This window comes from Burkholderia sp. 9775_39, from assembly GCF_015712225.1.
Taxonomy (GTDB): Bacteria; Pseudomonadota; Gammaproteobacteria; order Burkholderiales; family Burkholderiaceae; genus Burkholderia; species Burkholderia cenocepacia.
Genome location: NZ_JACCQC010000005.1, coordinates 136661 through 151857 on the forward strand (window position 1 = coordinate 136661; position 15197 = coordinate 151857).

Here is a 15197-nt window from a genome sequence, read left to right on the forward strand (position 1 = left end):
GTCACGCATTGTAGTGCAAGCGCTCGCGCCCGAGACGCAAAATACGGCCGGCCCGGTTGCGCCGACGGTCGCGGTCGAGTTTCGTCGTGCAGCCTTATTCGGCGCCCGCCTCCCACGCCGGCGGCCGCTTCGCGAAGAAGGCCGCGAAGCCTTCCTTCGCTTCCGGCGTCGCCCGCACCCGCGAGATCGTCTGCGCGGTGAACGCCGCGCGTTCGTCCGACGGCGGGTATTCGCCGATCGCATCGAAAAAGCGCTTGATCTCCATCAGCGCGTGCGGGCCGTTGCGGCCCAGTTCCGCGAGCGTCCGTTCGAGCGTGTCGTCGAGCGCATCGAGCGGCACGGCCTGATGGATCAGCCCGATCGCGACGGCTTCGGCGGCCGCGAGCTGCGTCGCGGTCAGCGCGAGCCGGCGCGCCTGGCGCTGGCCGACCGCCTCGACCAGATACGGGCCGATCACGGCCGGCAGGATCCCGAAACGCGCCTCGCTGACCGAGAAGCGCGCGCGATCGCTGGCAATCACGATGTCGCAGGCCGCGCACAACCCGACCCCGCCGCCGAACGCGTGGCCCTGCACGCGTGCGACCGTCGGTTTCGGGCACTGCCGGATCGCGCGCATCATCGCGGCGAACCGCTCGGCGTCGCGCAGGTTCGCGGCCGCGTCGTTCGCGCTCGCACGCTGCATCCACTGCAGGTCGGCGCCCGCGCAAAATGCGCGACCGTCCGAACGCAGCACGATCGCACGCACGTCGTCGCGCCGGCCGAGCGTCGTGAACGCGTCGGTCAGCTCCGCGATCATCGTCTCGTCGAACGCGTTCAGCACGTCGCCGCGCTGCAGCGCGACGGTCGCGATGCCGCGCGCATCGACCGTGACGGCCAGGGTCTTCAATTCATCCATCGAACAGGTTTCCTCGGGTAGAACGGCACACTTCGACATCAGGCGGCCTGACGGCGATCGATCACGCGGCGCGCCTTGCCGGTCGCGGTCGCCGGAATGCCGCCGGCTGCCAGCACCGTCACGCCCGACGACACGCCGACCATCGTCTTGATCCGGTGCTGCAACTCGCGCGCGAGCGCCGCGCGCTCGCCGTCGGTGACGGACGCCGCCGCCTCGGAGCGCAACTCGACCGCGAGGTCGAGCCGGTCCATGTGACCGTCGCGCGACAGCGTGATCTGGAACTGGCCCGACAACAGCGGCAGCGCGACGACGATCTCCTCGATCTGGCTCGGAAACACGTTCACGCCGCGCACGATCAGCATGTCGTCGGAGCGGCCCGTGATCTTCGCGAGCCGGCGCATCGCGCGCGCGGTCGGCGGCAGCAGCGCGGTGAGGTCGCGCGTGCGGTAGCGGATCACCGGCATCGCCTCCTTCGTCAGCGACGTGAACACGAGCTCGCCCTGGCTGCCGTCGGGCAGCACCTCGCCGGTGACGGGATCGATGATCTCCGGGTAGAAATGGTCTTCCCAGATCACCGGGCCGTCCTTCGTCTCGACGCATTCGCACGCGACGCCCGGGCCCATCACTTCCGACAGCCCGTAGATGTCGAGCGCGTCGATGCCCACGCGCGTCTCCACTTCATTGCGCAGCGCCTGCGTCCACGGCTCGGCGCCGAAGATGCCGATCTTCAGCGACGATTCGGCCGGGTCCATCCCCTGCCGCACCATCTCGTCGATCAGATTCAGCATGTACGACGGCGTGACGAGGATGATCTTCGGCTCGAAGTCGCGAATCAGTTGCACCTGCTTCTCGGTCTGGCCACCCGACATCGGCACGACCATGCAGCCGAGCCGCTCCGCACCGTAGTGAATCCCGAGGCCGCCGGTGAAGAGACCATAGCCGAACGCGTTGTGCAGCGTATCGCCCGGGCGGCCGCCGGCCGCGCGGATCGAGCGCGCGGTCACGTTCGCCCACGTGTCGATGTCGCGCGCGGTGTAGCCGACCACGGTCGGCTTGCCGGTCGTGCCGCTCGACGCATGCACGCGTACGACCTGCTCGCGCGGCACCGCGAAGAGGCCGAACGGATAGTTGTCGCGCAGGTCGTTCTTGGTCGAGAACGGGAACTTCGCGAGATCGGCGAGCGATTTCAGGTCGTCCGGATGCACGCCGGCCGCGTCGAACGTGCGGCGATAGTGCGGGACGTTGTCGTACGCGTGGCGCAGCGACCACTTGAGGCGTTCGAGCTGCAGCGCCTGCAGTTCGTCGCGGCTGGCGGTCTCGATCGGCTCGAGGGCGGCGGCGGGATGCGTCGGGTGAGTCATCGGGGTGCTCCTCCAATGGCGTGATGTCGTTATCGTGTTCGAAGTAACGGGGCGGGCGGCTACGACCGGAACGTGCGGCCGGCCGCATGCAGCGCGGCGAGGCGCGGCGACACGCGATAGCGGTCCTCGCCGTAGCTCGCCGCGAGGTTCGACAGCACGCGGTGCACGCGGCCGAGGCCGATCGCGTCGGCCCACGCGAGCGGGCCGCACGGATAGTTCACGCCCTTCTCCATCGCGAGATCGAGGTCGGCCGGCGAGCACACGCCCTGGTTCACCGTGTCGGCCGCTTCGTTCGCGAGCATCGCGACGGTGCGCATCGCGACCATCCCCGGCACGTCCGCGACGCCGACGACACGAAAGCCCGCCTGCTGGAACAGGCCGACCGCATCCGCATAGGCCGCGTCGCTGCACTGGAGCGCGCGGGTCAGCGCGACGAGCCCCGCCTGTGCGTAATCGCGCGCGAGATCGACGAGCACGAGATCCGCCACGCCCGTTTGTGCGGCGCGCGCGGTGGCCGTGCGGCCGTCGGTCAGCGCGATCGACGCGCGGCCGGCCGTGGCCAGCAGATCGTCCGGCTGCGCACCGGCCTGACGGGCGCCTGCGATACGGTCGACGAAGCGCGCATGCAGCGCGGCGGCCGGGCCCTCCTGCGCAAACAGCACGACGTCCGCCGGCGCGGCGCGCGGCGGTTCGAGATCGGGGGCAGGCGGCGTCGCGCCGTCCGCATACGAATAGAAGCCGCGTCCGGACTTGCGTCCGAGGAAGCCCGCGTTGACGAGTTCCTGCTGGATCAGCGACGGCGTGTAGCGCGGGTCGTTGAAGTACGCGCGGAACACCGACTCCGTCACCGCGAAGTTCACGTCGTGGCCGATCAGGTCCATCAACTCGAACGGCCCCATCCGGAACCCGCCGGCTTCACGCATCACCGCATCGATCGACGCCGGTGCGCCGCCCTGCTCGTTCAGCACGCGCAACGCCTCCGCGTAATACGGCCGTGCGATGCGGTTCACGATGAAGCCCGGCGTCGATTTCGCCATCACCGGTTGCTTGCCCCACGCAGCGGCGGTCGCATACAGCATCTGCGCAACCTCGGGCGCGGTCGCGAGCCCGCTGACCACCTCGACGAGCGCCATCAGCGGCGCGGGATTGAAGAAATGCAGGCCGGCGACGCGCTGCGGCACGCGCAGCCCGGCCGCGATCGACGTGATCGAGATCGACGACGTGTTGGTCGCGAGCACGCACGCGTCGTCGACATGACGTTCGAGCGTCGCGAAAATCTCGCGCTTCACGTCGAGCCGTTCCGCCGCCGCCTCGACGATCAGCGCCGCACCCGCGAAATCGGCCAGCGCGCGCACCGCGCGGACCCGGTTGCCGGCCGCGTCGGCCTGCGCCGGTTCGAGCCGGCCCTTCTCGGCCAGCCGGGCGAACTGGGCCCGGATGCCGGCCAGCGCCTTGTCGCAGGCCGCTTCGTTCAGGTCGTACAGCAGCACCGCATGGCCGGCCGCCGCCGCGACCTGCGCAATGCCCGCGCCCATCGCGCCGGCGCCGATCACGCCGACGACGGCCGACGGCACGAGTGCGCCCGAGTTCACCGAATGTGCAGAGGAAACAGCCATCGCTTGCGATCCGTCATGAAGTGGAAGTGCGAGCGATTATAAACCGACCGGTCGGTAGATTTATGTCAGGGCGAGCCCGAATTTGTCGTGCAAGACATCGTTACGGAAACTGCAACGACAAAAAAATCGAAACGTCGGGCAACTTTTTATCAACCGAAAGGTCAACGTAAGCGTTCGAATATGAGATAGTGACCCCCGAACGCCTGATAAAATTCGACAAATTGCCGGATTTCAGGGGGAAAGCGTGTCGCGCCGTCACCGCCGTCCATCGCCGCCCGCCCTGTCGGGGTCGAATCGAGCCGCCGGCCACGCGTCGTCACGTGCGCTCGTCTCGCCATCCGCGGGCAACTGCATCGAACCGTTTCATCCCGCGACGGGCCTCGGCCCGCCCGCGCCCCTCGCCGCCTCACGGCAGCGAACCCAGGGCAGCGCCGTTGCGCGCCGCCACCTTTTCGGTTTCATCGTCCTCGTTCGGCGGATAGTACGGCCGGGCTTCGTCAACCCGTGACGGCGCGTCGCGCGCCGCCACTCGCATAAGGAAACCCTCCATGCCGCTGTCGTCCAACCAGCTCCCGCGCTGGACCCTCTGGGCCCCGCTTGCCGCCTGGCTGGTACTCGCGCTGTCGCGCGCGGTGCCGGCCGAAGGCCTCGTCATCGCGGTGTTCGCCGCCGCGCTCGCCGGCGCCGTGTTCGCCGCCGTCCACCACGCGGAAGTCGTCGCGCACCGCGTCGGCGAACCGTTCGGCACGCTCGTGCTCGCGGTCGCCGTGACCGTCATCGAGGTCGCGCTGATCGTGTCGGTGATGCTCGGCGCGGGCCCGGAGAAATCGGGCCTCGCCCGCGACACCGTGTTCGCCGCCGTGATGATCATCTGTAACGGCATCGTCGGCATCTGCCTGCTGGTCGGCGCATGGAAGCACGGCGAACAGGACTTCCAGGGGCGCGGCGCGAGCAAGGCGCTCGCGGTGCTCGCGTCGCTGTCGGTGCTGTCGCTCGTGATGCCGAACTACCTGAGCGCCGCCCCGGGCCCGTTCTTCTCGAAATCGCAGCTCGCGTTCGCCGGCGTCGCGTCGCTCGTGCTGTACGGCGCGTTCGTGTTCGTGCAGACCGTGCGCCACCGCGACTACTTCCTCGCCGCGCACGACACCGCGGACGAAGCGGTGCACGCGGCGGCGCCGAGCAACCGCACCGCGATCACCAGCATGGTGCTGCTGTTCGCGAGCCTCGTCGCGGTCGTGCTGCTCGCGAAGCTGCTGTCGCCGGCCGTCGAGCATGCGGTGCTGAAGCTCGGCGCGCCCGAAGCCGCGGTCGGTATCGTGATCGCCGCGCTCGTGCTGCTGCCGGAAGGGCTCGCGGCCGTCACCGCCGCGCGGGCGAACCGCCTGCAGACCAGCATGAACCTCGCGCTCGGTTCGGCGCTCGCGAGCATCGGGCTCACGATCCCGACCGTCGCGGCCGTGTTCATCTGGGTCGGCCAGCCGCTCACGCTCGGGATCGGCGCGATGGAAACGGTCCTGCTCGCGCTCACGCTGCTGGTCAGTACGCTCACGCTGAGCCAGGGGCGCACGACGGTGCTGCACGGCGTCGTGCACGTCGCGCTGTTCGCCGCGTACCTGTTCCTGTCGATCACTCACTGACGCTCCAATGCAAGCGGCCCGGCGGATTCGCTCCGGCGGGCCGCTTGCACTTCTTCAAGTCCCTTCCCTGTCCTTCGCTTCGCGCCGCCGTGACCCAACGGGGGCGGCAGCGCGTCACGCGACGGTTTCGCGCTGCGTGTCCGTCTCGAATCCATAGAGCGCAGCCGCGTTGTCGACCAGGATCGCGCGGGCAATCGCGTCGTCCGCCGCGCAATCGTGCAGCCAGCCGAGCAGGCGTGCATCGTCCGGCAGCGGCGATGCGTTCGGATGCGGCCAGTTGCTGCCCCACACGCAGCGTGTCGAATGGCCGCGCGCGAGCACGGCGGCGAGACGCGCGACGTCGTCGTAGCCCGGTGCGCCGGATTGCGACGTCTCGTACGGCGCGGACAACTTCACCCATGCGTGGCCGCGATCGAGCAGGCGTCGCAGTGCGACAAAGGACGGTGCATCCGGGGCGACGGGCGTCAGGAATTTGCCCGTGTGATCGATCACCACGCGCGCCGGCAGCCGCGCCAGCGTCGGCTCGATATCGGCCAGTGTGCGACCGTCGAACTGCAGGTCGATATGCCAGCCGAGCGGCGCGATCCGCGCGGCCATCCGTTCCAGATCGCTCCATTGCGCGGTGCCGCCCGCCAGCATCATGAAGCGCACGCCGCGCATGCCGGCGGCATGCAGCCGCTCCAGCTCCGCATCCGGCACGTCGACCGGCAACGTCGCGACGCCGCGCGCCTGCGGACCGAACGCGGCCAGTGCAGCGAGCGTGCATCGGTTGTCGGCGCCATAGCCGGTCGGCTGTACGATCACCACGCGCGTGAGGCCGAGCGCGCGCTGCACGCGCCGATACGCGTCCGCCGGCGCATGGGGCGGCCGAAACGTCGCCGTCGGCGCGAGCGGGTACGCATCGTCGTAGATATGGATATGGCAATCGCACGCGTCCGGGAACCGCGTGCCGCCCACGCCGTCGCGGATCATCGCCCGCCCGGCGCGACGGATGCGTGCGACGCGCGCCAGCGCGCGAGCCGCGTCGCCTGCGCGGCGTTGACCGCGCCGGTCGGCACACGCCCGTCGAGCAGCGCGGCGAGCTGGTCGACCGTCTCCAGCGCCTGATGCTCGATCGCCGGCAGCGTCAGCCCGCCGATGTGCGGGGTCGCGATGACGCGCGGATGCGCGGCGAGCGCGGGCGTCGGCATCTGGTCCGCAGCACGGCCGACGTCGAGCGCGCAACCGGCCAGCCGCCCGCTGGCGAGCGCGTCGGCCAGCGCCTGCTCGTCGACGAGTTCGCCGCGCGACGCATTGATGAAGCACGCGCCCGGCTTCATCGCCGCGAATGCCGCCGCATCGATCAGGTTCGCGGTGGCCGGCGTGGCCGGCGCAAGGCAGACGACGTAATCCGAATCGCGCAGCACCGTGGCGGCGTCGACCTGTTCGGGCGGCGGTGCGTCGACCCGCACGTACGGATCGCTGACGAGCACGCGCATGCCGAGCGCCGTCGCGACGGGGGCGAGATGGCGCGCGATCTGCCCATAGCCGATCAGGCCGAGCGTGCTGCCGCGCAGTTCGCGCCCCATCCGTGGCACCGGCGGCGCGCCACGATGGTACGCGTCCGCGTAGCCGCCGATCCCGCGCGCGAGGTCGATCATCGCGCCGACGACCCACTCGGCGACGGCCGGCCCGAAGCCGGGGCTCGCCTGCGTGACCAGCACGCCGAACGCGCTCGCCGCGGCGACGTCGACCGTCCGGATGTCGACCGCGCAACGCAGGAACGCGGCAAGTACCGGCAACCCCGCGAACAGCGCGCGAGGCGCCGGGGTCTGCCGGTACGCGATGATCGCGTCGCATCCCTGCGCGGCGGCAATCAGTTCGTCCGTGTCGAGTTCGCGATCGTGCGGGTTGCAGGTGACGTCCGCGATCGCGCGCAGCGCGCGCAACGCCCTGGCGCCGAAGTAGTGGTCGATCATCCCGCTCGGATGCGTGACGTAGACGCGCGTCATGCGTGACCTCCGTTCGTGCCGGCCGCCTGCGCCGGCGGCGGCGCGACCGAGGCGCGCTCCACGAGCGTCACGTCCGCGAACACGCATGGCCCGGCGGACGGTGCGTCGCCCTCCTGCCGCATCACGCGCCGCACCATCTCGCCGGCCATTTCGGTGACCGGCAGTTGCACCGTGGTCAGCGCCGGCCACGAGATCGCCGACAGGAAATGACCGTCCATCCCGATGACGGAGACATCGTCCGGCACCCGCAAGCCGCCGTCGCGCAGCCCGGCCATCAGGCCGAGCGCGAACAGGTCGTTGACCGCGACGATGCCGGTCGGCCACGCGGGATCGGCCGCGAGCTCGACGCCGAGCGCACGCCCGACGTCGACGATCACCGAGTCGCCGTATTCGTTCGCGGGACCGCCGTCGAGCACGCGCGCCTGGGTGGCGCCGCCCGCCTCGCTTGCCACGGCGAGAAAGCCGCGGATCTTGTCGCTGCGGCTCACCGTGATGCCGGCCACCGTCGCGAACGCGAGCCGCGTATGGCCGGCGTCGACGAGCCGGCGTGTCGCGAGCCGCGCGGCCGCCTCGTTGTCGGCCGTCACGTGATCGACCTTCGATTGCTCGCCGGGTGTCGCGCGACGGTCGTAGCTGACGACCGTCATCCCGCGTTCGGCCGCGCGCTCGAGGTGGCTTTCGTCGGCGAGCGACGAGATCACGATCACGCGCCGCACGCCGTGCGCGTACAGATCGTCGAAGAACGACGCCTCCTTGCGCGCATCGCGGTAGGTGTTGCCGATCAGCACGCGATGGCCATACCGTTCCTGCGCGCAGGCCTCGATCTCGCGCGCGATGTAGCCGTACATCGGGTTCGCCATCGACGGCACCAGCAGCCCGACGAGCGGCGTCTGCCCCGTCTTGAGCTGGCGCGCGAGCGTGCTCGGCCGGTACTGCAGCGCGTCCATCGCCGCCTTCACGCGTTCGAGCGTCTCCGGCTTCATCTGGTCGGTGCGTCCGTTGAGCACGTTCGAAACCGTGCTGACCGAAACGGCCGCATGACGGGCCACGTCCTGAATCGTACTCATGTCGTCTTGCATAGAACGGGCTACAGGCCGAAATGGGCCGGCAGCCACAACGAAAACGCCGGTGCGAAGATCAGCGCCACGAGGGCGGCGAACAGCACCAGCAGATATTTCACCATCGGCCGGGCCACGCGCCCGACCTCGGTGCCCGTGATCGCACAGGTCGTGAACAGCCCGAGGCCGACCGGCGGCGCGAACAGCCCGAACCCCATCGCCACCACCACGACCGTGCCGAAATGCAGCGGATGGATGCCGAGCTGCAGCGCGATCGGCGCGAGCAGCGGCCCGAAGATGATCAGCGCGGGCGCGCCTTCGAGCACGGCGCCGAACACGATCATCAGCAGCGCCGCCAGCAGCAGGAACATCGTTGCGCCGTATTGATGGGCAAACGCCGTCATTGTGCCCGAGACGAGGGCCGGAATCTGCTCGATCGACAGCGCGAACGACACGCTCGACGCCGCCGCGACGATGAACAGGATACCGCTCGCCATCGACGCGGCGCGCACGAACACACGGCCGACCGAGCGCCACGTCAGTTCGCGGAACGCGAGCCAGCCCACGACGAGCGCGTAGACCACCGCGAACGCGGACACTTCGGTCGACGTCGCGATCCCCGACGTCACGCCCTTGCCGATCATCGCGACCATGACCAGCGCGACGAGCGCGCCGCCCGCGAGCGGCAGCCACGCGCGACGCTCGCCGAACACCTCGGCCACGTCGATCCCGCGCCCGGTGATCACCGTCACGACCGCGAGCGACGCGGCCAGCACGGCCGCCGGCACGATCCCCGCGACGAACAGCCCGGCGATCGAGATGTTCGCGACGAAGCCCATGATGATCATGTTCACGCACGGCGGAATCGTTTCGGCCATCACCGCGCTGCACGCGAGCAGCGCGGCGGTTTCGTTGGGGTCCTGCCGCGCGCGGCGCACCGCCGGCATCACGACGCCGCCCACCGCCGCGATATCGGCCAGTTTCGAGCCCGACACGCCGGAAAAGCACGCCGTCGCGAAGATCACGATCAGGCCGAGCCCGCCCCGCACGCGCCCGAAGATCCGCAGCAGCAACTCGACGAGCCGCGCGGACATCCCGTTGGTCTCCATCAGCAGCCCGGCCAGCACGAAGAACGGCACCGCGAGCAGCACGAAGTGATCGGCGCCGGCCATCACCTGTTGCGAGTAGACCAGCAGCGGCAGCGTCGGATCCGCGAGGAAATACAGCAGCGCCGAAAACGCCAGCACGAACCCGATCGGCACGCCGAGCACCAGCCCGCCGACGAAGCCCGCGACCAGCAGCGTGCCCGGCGCGACCGCATGCGCGGGCCACAGCGCGTTCCAGCCGTACACGGCGCCCGCGAGCGCCGCGCAGCACGCGAACGTGCCGATCACCCGGCGGCGCGGCGCGTTCAGCGCATTCGCAAGCGCGAATACCGTCATGAACAGCGCGCCGAACATCATCGGATACCCGTTGATCCAGCCCGGCAAGCCGCCCGTCGTCAACTGGTCGTACGAATCCGTGAGCAACTGGCACGACGACACCAGCAGGTTCAGCGCGACGGCCGCCACGATCCAGTGGCCGACCTGGATCAGCGCGCCCTGCCAGCGTGCCGGCAGGCGGCCGCGAAACACGTCGATGCCGACATGCTGGCTGCGCCCGAGCACCGTCGCCGCGCCGAAGAACACGAGCACGATCATCAGCGCGCTGGCCACTTCCTCGGCCCAGTCGACCGGGTCGTGCAGGAAATAGCGGAACACGACCGACACGAACACGACGAGCACGTCGACGCCGAGCACCGCGGCCGACAGGTACTCGAGCCAGCGCAGCAGCGCATCCAGCACGCGGGCGGCGCGATGCGCCGGTTGGCCTGCAGCGGGAGCCGGCGCGGCGCCCGACACGGAGTGCATGTCCATCGCTCAACCCCGCGCGGCGGCGATCGCCGGAAACAGCGGCGCGGTGGCCGGATATTGCTTCGCGAACGCCACATACAGGCGGTCGTGCATCGTCTGCCGCAACGCCGCGCGCTCGGCGTCGGCCAGCGGGTAAAACGCCATGCCGCGCTGCTTCAGCGCCTGCTCCGCCTGCGCGGCCTTCTGCGCGGCAATCGCACGCTGCTGCGCGGTCGCGTCGGCCACCGCGCGATCGAAGGCCGGCCGCAGATTGGCCGGAATCCGGTCGAGCGCACGCCGCCCCATCACGACGGTCATCGCCGCGAACACGTGGCGCGATTGCCAGCACGACTTCACGATCTCGTCGAAGCGGCTCGCGAGCACCGTGGCGGGATCGTGCTCGAGACCGTCGACGACGCCCGTCTGCACGGCCATGTACAGCTCGCCGAACGGAATCGGCGTCGGCACCGCGCCCATCGCCTTGAAGGTATCCATGAACGCGGGCGTCGGCAGCACGCGCAGCTTCGTCCCCTTCAGCCCGGGCAACGCCGTCACCGGCTGCTTCGTGAATACGCAGCGCCCGCCGAAATGCGAACCCCAGGTCAGCACCGAGCATCCGGCGCGCTTTTGCAGCAGCGCGTTCAGGCTCGTGCCGACCTGACCGTCGAGCGCCTTCGCGACGTGCGCGTAGCTGTCGAACAGGTAGCCGAGATCGAGCATCCCGAGCTCCGGCGCGATCGTGGCCCAGATCGACGAGCCCGAGATCATCATGTCGATCGCGCCGATCTTGACCTGCTGCACGACATCGTTTTCCTTGCCGAGCTGGCTGTTCGGAAAGTAGTCGACCCGGATCGCGTCGCCCACGCTCGCCTTCAGGTTCGCGGCGAGACGCTCGTACCACACGTAATGCGCGGCGTTCTGGTCGGCCGGCATCGAGGACGAGCAGCGCAGCGTGACGACCGGCTGCTGCGCGCGCACGCCTTCCGGCAAGCCGCCCGCGGCCGCCAGCGTGGCGGCGGACACCGTCTGCAGAAAGCGCCGCCGGTTGTAGGTATTCATGAGCCGTCTCCTTTGCGAGTGCGTCTCGCGACGCAACTGTATCGATTTAGTGTATCGATACAGTAATACGACGACCGATGAGAGAAAAATGGGGGTTTCCCCTGTTCAGGACAAAAAATCCGGATCGTGTGGCGCGTATTTCGGGCGGAATTCGTATGAAAAATCGCCGTTTTTCACGCGTTGGAGGGACGCCGCAAACAATTCGCGCCCCCGTCGTCGATCATCCGACGACCGACTTTCGGTGGTACGCGGCAGGCCGCTCAGGCGAGCAGGCGCACCGCTAAACGCCCGGATCGTCCGCGCTGTCCGTCAGAAACCGCTCGACCATCGCGTTGAACACCGGCAGCGCCGGATTGTCGTTGTCCGCGCGCCATGCGAGATACAGCTCGGCCGCCACGTTGACGCCGGCCAGCGGCCGGAACACCACGCCGTCCACATGAAGCTCGCGCGCCGACGCCGGCACCAGCGCCGCACCGAGCCCCGCGCGCACGAGGCCGAGGATCGTATGCGTCTGGCCGACGTAGTGCAGGTAGTTCGGCAGCCGCCCGGCGCCCGCGAACATCCCCGAGATCATGTCGTGGAAATACTTGCCCTCGTTCGGCGAATACGCGATGAACGGCTGCCGGTCGAGCTCGTCGGGGCCGATCTGCTCGTAGGTCGCGAGCGGCGCGCCCTCCGCGACCGCGACGAGCATCGGTTCGCGCTGCACGAGCCGGTATTCGAGCGGCTGGCGCGCCGCGCGCTGGCGCACGAAACCCGCGTCGAGCATCCGCGACGCGAGCGCGTCGATCTGCACGGTCGACACCATCTCGCGCAATTCGACGTCGACGTCCGGCAACGCATGCGCCGCGTGCGCGAGCAGCACCGGAATCATCCGGTACGCACTGACGGCCGTGAAGCCGAGCGTGATGCGCCCGGCCCCGCCATGCGCGACGCGCTGCGCGGCCTGCTCGGCGCGCGCGGAAAATTCGAGGATGTGCCGCGCGTCCCGCAGGAAGCGCTCGCCGGCCGCGGTCAGGCTGACCTGCCGGCTGCTGCGCTCGAGCAACGCGATGCCGAGCGCGTGCTCGAGCAACTGGATCTGCCGGCTGAGCGGCGGCTGGGTCATGAAGAGTCGCCGGGCCGCGCGGCCGAAATGCAGCTCTTCGGCGACCGCGACGAAACAGCGAAGCTGGTGCAGTTCAATCATTCAAATCTTGAATCAATCGATAGTCTTTTGATGTTAGACCGATATCGATACGATTTCTATACTCGGTTCCACCTGATGCACGGCCCGCGCCGCGCACGACGACCGAGACCTTCATGACCATCGACATCCTGCTGACCCAGCCGCTTCCCGACACCATCGACGCCGAACTGTCCGCCCGTTATACCGTGCACCGGCTGTATGCGGCCGAGCAACCGGACGCGCTGCTCGATCGCGTGGCGCCGCGCATTCGCGGCGTCGTGACGGGTGGCGCGAACGGCCTGTCCGCCGCGCTGATGGACCGGCTCGCCGCGCTCGAGATCATCGCGATCAACGGCATCGGCACCGACGCGGTCGATCTCGACCGCGCCCGGGCGCGCGGCATCCACGTGACGACGACCCCCGACGTACTGACCGACGACGTCGCCGACATGGCGCTGGGCCTGATCCTGATGACCCTGCGCGACCTCGGCGCCGGCGAGCGGATCGTGCGCGCCGGCCGCTGGGGCAAAACGGCGCAGCCGCTCGCGACGCAGGTCACCGGCAAGCGGCTCGGCATCGTCGGGCTCGGCCGTGTCGGACGCGCGATCGCGCAGCGCGCGCAGGCATTCGGGATGCCCGTCAGTTACTTCGGCCCGCGCGAGCATCGCGACAGCGGCTATCGCTTCGTGCCCGACCTCGCCGCGCTCGCACGCGACAGCGACGTGCTCGTGATCGCGGCCTCGGCCGATCACGGCAACGTGCTGGTGACGGCCGATGTGCTCGCGGCGCTCGGCCCCCAAGGATTCCTGATCAATGTCGCGCGCGGCAAGCTGGTCGACGAAGCCGCGCTCGTGCGCGCGCTGGCCGACGGCACGATCGCCGGCGCCGGTCTCGACGTGTTCGCGAACGAACCGCACGTGCCGGCCGCGCTGCTCGAACTCGACCGCGTCGTCGTGCAGCCGCACCGCGCGAGCGCCACGCACGAAACGCGCGAGGCAATGGGCCGCATCGTGCTCGCGAACCTCGCCGCATGCTTCGCGGGCCAGCGCCCGCCGACCAGCGTCATCCGCTGAGCGCCACACCGCCCGCCCGTTACAACACCGGATGCCTCCGCACGACGGAGGCCAGGAGACACGCATGTCCCATCGATCCAGCGGCGCTGCCGTCGCCGCCTCGCCCGCCGCCTCGCGCACGATCGGCCGCGTCCGTTACGCGGTCCTCGCGCTGATTTTCGCGGTCACCGTCGTCAACTATGCGGACCGCGCGACGATGTCGATCGCCGGCACCGGCGTCGCGCACGATCTCGGGCTCACGCCGGTCCAGCTCGGCGTCGTCTTTTCCGCGTTCGCTTGGGCCTATGCGATCGGCCAGATTCCGGGCGGCTGGCTGCTCGACCGCTTCGGCGCACGGCGCGTGTATGGCCTGAGCCTGTTGCTGTGGTCGGTGTTCACGATGCTGCAGGGCACGGTCGGCGCGTTCGCCGTGCAGGGCGCGGCCGCGACACTCGCGCTGTTCGTGATGCGCTTCATGCTCGGCCTCGTCGAATCGCCGGCGTTTCCGGCCAATTCGCGGATCGTCGCCTGCTGGTTCCCGACGGCCGAACGCGGCACCGCGTCGGCGCTGTTCAATTCCGCGCAGTACATGGCCGTCGTGCTGTTCACGCCGGCGATGGCGTGGCTCACGCATGCGCTCGGCTGGGAGCACGTCTTCCTGTGGATGGGGCTGCTCGGCATCGCGCTCGCCGCGCTGTGGTTCGCGTGGTATCGCGAGCCGCACGGCCATCCGCGCGTGACCGACGCGGAGCGTGACTACCTGCGTGCTCACGGCGCGCTCGTCGATCTGGAAGCGAACCGCGTGCGCGAGCGGCCGCGCGTGTCGTGGCACGACGTGTCGCAACTGTTCCGCCACCGGAACCTGTGGGCGATCTACATCGGCCAGTACTGCATCACGGCGCTCACCTACTTCTTCATCACGTGGTTCCCGATCTACCTGATCAAGGGGCGCGGGATGACGATCATGGAAGCCGGCTGGGTCGCCGCGCTGCCGGCGATCTGCGGCTTCACGGGCGGCGTGCTCGGCGGCGTGCTGTCGGACTGGCTGATCCGGCGCGGCATGCATCCGTCGAGGGCGCGCAAGACGCCGTTCGTCGCGGGGATGGCGATGGCGACGCTGCTCGTGCTCGCGAACGGCGCATCGTCGAACGCGGTCGTGATCGCGCTGATGACGATCGCGTTCTTCGGCAAGGGGCTCGCAGCGGTCGGCTGGGCCGTGCTCGCCGACACGGCGCCGGAAGGCATGGTCGGGCTGAGCGGCGGCGTGTTCAACGGCCTCGGCAACATCGCCGGGATCGTCACGCCGCTCGTGATCGGCTACTTCGTCGCCAGCACCGGCTCGTTCGCCGGCGCGTTGTGGTTCGTCGCCGCGCACGGACTGATCGGCATTGCGGCGTACGTATGGCTCGCGGGCCGCTTCGAGCGCATCCGCATCGCGCCGGCCGCATGAGCGCCGCGGCCGCACGCC

13 protein-coding genes are annotated in these 15197 nt (G+C 69.6%); 3 read left to right on the plus strand and 10 right to left on the minus strand.

Annotation, left to right across the window (positions count from 1 at the left end; genetic code table 11):
- Positions 1 to 94: 94 nt before the first annotated feature.
- The 4 genes from H0X90_RS08975 to H0X90_RS08990 all read right to left on the minus strand — a co-directional run bounded on the left by H0X90_RS08975 (position 95) and on the right by H0X90_RS08990 (position 4422).
- Complete coding sequence (locus H0X90_RS08975) at positions 95 to 895, minus strand: enoyl-CoA hydratase-related protein (RefSeq protein WP_077189386.1); 801 nt, start codon at positions 893 to 895, stop codon at positions 95 to 97.
- Positions 896 to 933: 38 nt separating this feature from the next.
- Entirely contained in the window at positions 934 to 2256 is a 1323-nt protein-coding gene (gene paaK / locus H0X90_RS08980; RefSeq protein WP_006483970.1) for a phenylacetate--CoA ligase PaaK, read from the minus strand.
- A 59-nt stretch (positions 2257 to 2315) separates the two neighbouring features.
- Positions 2316 to 3872, minus strand: a complete 1557-nt coding sequence (locus H0X90_RS08985) for a 3-hydroxyacyl-CoA dehydrogenase (protein WP_077189385.1) — start codon at positions 3870 to 3872, stop codon at positions 2316 to 2318.
- A gap of 406 nt (positions 3873 to 4278) precedes the next feature.
- The gene (locus tag H0X90_RS08990) at positions 4279 to 4422 is read right to left on the minus strand and encodes a hypothetical protein (protein WP_193372798.1); all 144 of its coding nucleotides are present in this window, start codon (positions 4420 to 4422) and stop codon (positions 4279 to 4281) included.
- Here H0X90_RS08990 and H0X90_RS08995 point away from each other — a divergent pair.
- Entirely contained in the window at positions 4421 to 5509 is a 1089-nt protein-coding gene (locus H0X90_RS08995; protein ID WP_006483972.1) for a calcium:proton antiporter, read from the plus strand. The genes H0X90_RS08990 and H0X90_RS08995 overlap by 2 nt on opposite strands.
- Before the next feature lie 114 nt (positions 5510 to 5623).
- Here the strand turns inward: H0X90_RS08995 and H0X90_RS09000 are convergent, their stop codons facing one another.
- The 6 genes from H0X90_RS09000 to H0X90_RS09025 form a co-directional block, all read right to left on the minus strand.
- Positions 5624 to 6481, minus strand: coding sequence for an amidohydrolase (locus H0X90_RS09000; protein WP_034202241.1), 858 nt, complete (start codon positions 6479 to 6481; stop codon positions 5624 to 5626).
- The gene (locus H0X90_RS09005; RefSeq protein ID WP_006494697.1) at positions 6478 to 7500 is read right to left on the minus strand and encodes a hydroxyacid dehydrogenase; all 1023 of its coding nucleotides are present in this window, start codon (positions 7498 to 7500) and stop codon (positions 6478 to 6480) included. The genes H0X90_RS09000 and H0X90_RS09005 overlap by 4 nt, the downstream gene beginning before the upstream one ends.
- Complete coding sequence (locus tag H0X90_RS09010; protein ID WP_077189384.1) at positions 7497 to 8579, minus strand: LacI family DNA-binding transcriptional regulator; 1083 nt, start codon at positions 8577 to 8579, stop codon at positions 7497 to 7499. The genes H0X90_RS09005 and H0X90_RS09010 overlap by 4 nt, the downstream gene beginning before the upstream one ends.
- A gap of 8 nt (positions 8580 to 8587) precedes the next feature.
- Entirely contained in the window at positions 8588 to 10474 is a 1887-nt protein-coding gene (locus H0X90_RS09015; RefSeq protein ID WP_077175686.1) for a TRAP transporter large permease subunit, read from the minus strand.
- A gap of 3 nt (positions 10475 to 10477) precedes the next feature.
- A complete protein-coding gene (locus tag H0X90_RS09020) occupies positions 10478 to 11509 on the minus strand; it encodes a TRAP transporter substrate-binding protein (protein ID WP_062910446.1) in 1032 nt (343 codons plus the stop codon).
- A gap of 280 nt (positions 11510 to 11789) precedes the next feature.
- Entirely contained in the window at positions 11790 to 12698 is a 909-nt protein-coding gene (locus tag H0X90_RS09025; protein WP_006482957.1) for a LysR substrate-binding domain-containing protein, read from the minus strand.
- 113 nt (positions 12699 to 12811) lie between these two features.
- Here H0X90_RS09025 and H0X90_RS09030 point away from each other — a divergent pair, with 113 nt between their 5' ends.
- Positions 12812 to 13750, plus strand: a complete 939-nt coding sequence (locus H0X90_RS09030) for a 2-hydroxyacid dehydrogenase (RefSeq protein ID WP_077189383.1) — start codon at positions 12812 to 12814, stop codon at positions 13748 to 13750.
- Between the two features lie 64 nt (positions 13751 to 13814).
- Positions 13815 to 15179, plus strand: a complete 1365-nt coding sequence (locus tag H0X90_RS09035; protein WP_006482968.1) for an MFS transporter — start codon at positions 13815 to 13817, stop codon at positions 15177 to 15179.
- Positions 15180 to 15197: the final 18 nt, after the last annotated feature.

Coding starts and splice junctions, on each gene's coding strand:
- H0X90_RS08975 (WP_077189386.1), bottom strand. CDS start 895: ATGGATGAATTGAAGACCCTGGCCGTCACGGTCGATGCGCGCGGCATC.
- paaK (WP_006483970.1), bottom strand. CDS start 2,256: ATGACTCACCCGACGCATCCCGCCGCCGCCCTCGAGCCGATCGAGACC.
- H0X90_RS08985 (WP_077189385.1), bottom strand. CDS start 3,872: ATGGCTGTTTCCTCTGCACATTCGGTGAACTCGGGCGCACTCGTGCCG.
- H0X90_RS08995 (WP_006483972.1), top strand. CDS start 4,421: ATGCCGCTGTCGTCCAACCAGCTCCCGCGCTGGACCCTCTGGGCCCCG.
- H0X90_RS08990 (WP_193372798.1), bottom strand. CDS start 4,422: ATGGAGGGTTTCCTTATGCGAGTGGCGGCGCGCGACGCGCCGTCACGG.
- H0X90_RS09000 (WP_034202241.1), bottom strand. CDS start 6,481: ATGATCCGCGACGGCGTGGGCGGCACGCGGTTCCCGGACGCGTGCGAT.
- H0X90_RS09005 (WP_006494697.1), bottom strand. CDS start 7,500: ATGACGCGCGTCTACGTCACGCATCCGAGCGGGATGATCGACCACTAC.
- H0X90_RS09010 (WP_077189384.1), bottom strand. CDS start 8,579: ATGCAAGACGACATGAGTACGATTCAGGACGTGGCCCGTCATGCGGCC.
- H0X90_RS09015 (WP_077175686.1), bottom strand. CDS start 10,474: ATGGACATGCACTCCGTGTCGGGCGCCGCGCCGGCTCCCGCTGCAGGC.
- H0X90_RS09020 (WP_062910446.1), bottom strand. CDS start 11,509: ATGAATACCTACAACCGGCGGCGCTTTCTGCAGACGGTGTCCGCCGCC.
- H0X90_RS09025 (WP_006482957.1), bottom strand. CDS start 12,698: ATGATTGAACTGCACCAGCTTCGCTGTTTCGTCGCGGTCGCCGAAGAG.
- H0X90_RS09030 (WP_077189383.1), top strand. CDS start 12,812: ATGACCATCGACATCCTGCTGACCCAGCCGCTTCCCGACACCATCGAC.
- H0X90_RS09035 (WP_006482968.1), top strand. CDS start 13,815: ATGTCCCATCGATCCAGCGGCGCTGCCGTCGCCGCCTCGCCCGCCGCC.